This is a genomic window from Dermacoccus sp. UBA1591 (assembly GCF_002322065.1).
GTDB classification, from domain to species: Bacteria; Actinomycetota; Actinomycetes; order Actinomycetales; family Dermatophilaceae; genus Dermacoccus; species Dermacoccus nishinomiyaensis.
Genome location: NZ_DCNR01000010.1, coordinates 1 through 3744, shown reverse-complemented (window position 1 = coordinate 3744; position 3744 = coordinate 1). Strand labels below are relative to the sequence as shown.

At 68.8% G+C, this 3744-nt stretch carries 4 protein-coding genes and 1 pseudogene; 1 reads left to right on the top strand and 4 read right to left on the bottom strand.

Annotation, left to right across the window (positions count from 1 at the left end):
- Positions 1-27: 27 nt before the first annotated feature.
- The 4 genes from B2284_RS01100 to B2284_RS01085 form a co-directional block, all read right to left on the bottom strand.
- The gene (locus B2284_RS01100) at positions 28-1071 is read right to left on the bottom strand and encodes an aspartate-semialdehyde dehydrogenase (RefSeq protein ID WP_006947191.1); all 1044 of its coding nucleotides are present in this window, start codon (positions 1069-1071) and stop codon (positions 28-30) included.
- A 104-nt stretch (positions 1072-1175) separates the two neighbouring features.
- On the bottom strand, positions 1176-2441 hold the full coding sequence (locus B2284_RS01095) for an aspartate kinase (protein WP_006947193.1): 1266 nt from the start codon (positions 2439-2441) through the stop codon (positions 1176-1178).
- Between the two features lie 258 nt (positions 2442-2699).
- Positions 2700-3299 (bottom strand): recombination mediator RecR, encoded by a 600-nt coding sequence (gene recR, locus B2284_RS01090; RefSeq protein ID WP_038571803.1) that lies wholly within the window; start codon positions 3297-3299, stop codon positions 2700-2702.
- Between the two features lie 57 nt (positions 3300-3356).
- On the bottom strand, positions 3357-3539 hold the full coding sequence (locus B2284_RS01085) for a hypothetical protein (RefSeq protein WP_286697092.1): 183 nt from the start codon (positions 3537-3539) through the stop codon (positions 3357-3359).
- On the opposite strand from B2284_RS01085, the pseudogene B2284_RS01080 reads away from it, so the two are divergent.
- Positions 3495-3744, top strand: a pseudogene (locus B2284_RS01080) (FAD-dependent oxidoreductase); the annotation flags it as partial. The gene B2284_RS01085 and the pseudogene B2284_RS01080 sit on opposite strands and share 45 nt — an antisense overlap.

Here is a 3744-nt window from a genome sequence, read left to right as displayed (position 1 = left end):
GGACAGGAATCGCCGTTGGGGCGGGGGTCAGCCGGCGGCAGCGATGAGTTCGGCGATCTGCACCGTGTTGAGCGCCGCGCCCTTGCGCAGGTTGTCGTTGCTGATGAACAGCGCGAGACCCTTGCCGTCGGCGACGGAGGCGTCCTGGCGGATGCGTCCGACGTAGCTCGGGTCCTTGCCTGCGGCGACGCGCGGCATCGGCACGTCGGCGAGTTCGACGCCGGGGGCGTCGGCGAGCAGGTCGCGGGCTTCCTCGGGCGTGATGGCGCGCTCGAACTCTGCGTTGACGCTGAGCGAGTGACCGCTGAACACCGGCACGCGCACGCACGTGCCGGACACGGCGAGCTCGGGCAGGTCGAGGATCTTGCGCGATTCGTTGCGCAGCTTCTGCTCCTCGTCCGTCTCGTTCGTGCCGTCGTCGACGATCGAACCGGCCATGGCGAGCACGTTGAACGCGATCGGCGCGACGTACTTGTTCGGCGCGCCGAGGTCGACGGCCTCGCCGTCGAGCGCCATCTTCTCCATGTCGGCCTCGGCGGCCTTGCGGATCTGCCCGGCGAGTTCGGCCACCCCGGCGACGCCCGATCCGGAGACGGCCTGGTACGTCGAGACGACGAGACGCATCAGCCCCGCGGCGTCGTGCAGCGGCTTGAGCACCGGCATCGCGGCCATCGTCGTGCAGTTCGGGTTGGCGATGATGCCCTTGGGCGTGTTCGCGATCTGCTCGCCGTTGACCTCACTGACGATGAGCGGCACCTCGGGGTCGCGTCGCCACGCCGAGGAGTTGTCGATGACGGTGACGCCCGCCGCCGCGAACTTCGGTGCGAGCGCCTTCGACGTGTCGCCGCCCGCGGAGAAGATCGCGACGTCGAGGCCGCTCGGGTCAGCGGTCGCCGCGTCCTCGAGGGTGTAGTCGACGCCCTTGAACGTCAGCGTCTTGCCCGCACTGCGCGCCGACGCGAACAGCCGCAGGCTCTTGATCGGGAAGTTCCGCTCCTCGAGCAGTTGCAGGACGACGCGGCCGACCTGGCCGGTCGCGCCGACGACGCCGAGATTCAGTTCCTTGTTCATGGGTGACGTTCCTTTCGCGCGGCCAGACGTCGAGCGTCCCCGCTGTGATGATGGCGTCGCGTCGTCAGCACCGGATGCCGTTCCGCGATTGCAGACGTTGCCCGTCAGCGGCCGGTGCCGGCGTAGACGACGGCCTCGCCGTCGGCGTCGAGCCCGAATGCGGTGTGGACGAGGCGGACGGCTTCGTCGAGTTCGTCGCTGCTCGTCACGACCGAGACGCGGATCTCGGACGTCGAGATCATCTCGATGTTGATGCCGGCGTCGGCGAGCGCCTGGAACAGCGTCGCCGAGATGCCCGGGTTGGAGCGCATGCCGGAGCCGACGAGCGACAGCTTGCCGATCGTGTCGTCGTAGTGGAGTCGGTCGAAGCCGAGTTCGTCCTTCATCGCGTTGAGGACGGCGACACCCTTGGGCGCTTCGTCCTTCGGCACGGTGAAGGAGATGTCGGTGCGCTTGTCCTCGCCGGCGGAGACGTTCTGGACGATCATGTCGACGTTGAGGCCCGCGCCCGCGACGGCGCGGAAGACGGCGGCTGCGCGCCCGGGTGAGTCGGGGATGCCGACGATCGTGATCTTTCCTTCGCTGCGGTCGTGCGCGACGCCGGCGATGATCGGGTCTTCCACGGTGTCTCCTTCTTTGTCGTTGACGACCCAGGTGCCCTCGTGGTGGCTGAAGGAGCTACGCACGTGGATGGGGAGGTCGAATCGGCGGGCGTACTCGACGCAGCGCAGCATGAGCACCTTCGCGCCCTGTGCCGCCATCTCCTGCATCTCCTCGTTGGTGATTCGGTCGATCTTGTGGGCCTTCGGCACGATGCGCGGGTCGGCGGTGAAGATGCCATCGACGTCGGTGTAGATCTCGCACACGTCGGCCTTGATGGCGGCGGCGAGCGCGACGGCCGTCGTGTCCGAACCGCCGCGTCCGAGCGTCGTGATCTCGTTCGTGCTCTGGCTGACGCCCTGGAACCCGGCGACGATGACGATGTGCCCCTCGTCGACGGCCCGCTGGATGCGGCCGGGCGTCACGTCGATGATCTTCGCCCTGCCGTGCACCTCGTCGGTGATGACGCCCGCCTGGCTGCCGGTGTAGCTGCGCGCCGAATGGCCGAGGTTCGCGATGGCCATGGAGACGAGCGCCATCGACATGCGCTCCCCCGCCGTCAGCAGCATGTCCATCTCGCGCGCCTGCGGCGCGGGGCTGACCTGCGCGGCGAGGTCGAGCAGCTCGTCCGTCGTGTCGCCCATCGCGGAGACCACGACGACGACGCTGTTGCCCGCCTTCTTCGTGTCGACGATGCGTCGCGCGACACGCTTGATGCTGTCGGCGTCGGCGAGGGACGAACCGCCGTACTTCTGGACGATCAGGCTCACGGTGTTGCTCCGGGGGTCGACTTCGGTCGGTCACGGCGAGTCTAGGCACTGCGCCCTGCAGGCTCGCTGAGCGCTCAGATACTGGTTCTGCGGCCGCGACGGGCGCCATATGACCAGCTGTCGGCCCGTACGAGCGGAATGGTCGAACCTGAGCGATCTGCCGCTCGTGTTCGACCATTTCGCTCGTATTCGTCGGGCCGAACTCATGTTCGTCGAGGCGGCACGCCCGCGACGAAGGATGCGTCACATCACGGGGCGTCAGAACACGAGGACGCGGCGGCCCTCGAAGGCACGGCCGAGCGTCACCTCGTCGGCGTATTCGAGATCGCCGCCGACAGGCAGGCCGGATGCGAGGCGGCTCACCGTCACGCCCATCGGTCCGATGAGGCGCGCGAGGTAGCTCGCCGTCGCCTCACCCGTGTGGTTCGGGTTGGTCGCGATGATGATCTCCTCGAGCGACGTGTCGCTGAGGCGCGCCATGAGCTCGGTGATGTGCAGGTCGCCCGGGCCGACGCCCTCGATCGGGTTCAACGCACCGCCGAGCACGTGGTAGCGCCCGCGGAACTCGCGGGTGCGTTCGATCGCGACGACGTCCTTGCTCTCCTCGACGATGCAGATGAGCGCCGGGTTGCGCTGCGGGTCGGCGCACACACGACACAGGTTCGTCTCGGCGACGTTGAAGCACACCTCGCAGAAGTGCACTGTCTCCTTGACCTTGAGCAGCACCTCCGCGAGACGCTGAACGTCATCGGCATCCGCCTCGAGCAGGTGGAACGCGATGCGCTGCGCCGACTTCGGCCCGACACCGGGCAGCCGACCGAGCTCGTCGATGAGGTCTTGAACCACGCCTTCATACACGATCGGCAAGCCTACGCGTCACCGGTGACAACCCCAATCGAGCGCGCGGGGCGTAGGTCAGCGGTGCGGATCGAGCAGCTTCGTCACCACCCGGCGATAGCCTGCGCCGATAGCGGGTGCCGCCACGCGGGTGACGAACGCGGCGGCGGGGCGAAGGCGACCCGGCACCCACGGCAGGGTGATGCTCTGCGCCCAGGCGACCTCTGCACCGCCGTCGAGGTCCCGCTGCGGCCCGTGCACGGAGACGTGCTGCGCCTGCGGGTGCGCCCCGAGCAGCTGCTGCCGGGGGAGTCGCACCTGATCACCCGCACCGTCCGCGGCCTCGTCCACGGGCGCCAGGTCTACCTCGTGCCCCGCGCGGACGGCACCCTCGTGGTCGGCGCCTCGGCCCGGGAGGACGGCCTGGCCGGCACCTCCGCCGGGGCCGTGCTGGACCTGCTCGCCG

Bases quoted from the DNA above. Each gene is read 5' to 3' on its own strand.
- B2284_RS01100 (WP_006947191.1), bottom strand. From the start codon at position 1,071: ATGAACAAGGAACTGAATCTCGGCGTCGTCGGCGCGACCGGCCAGGTC.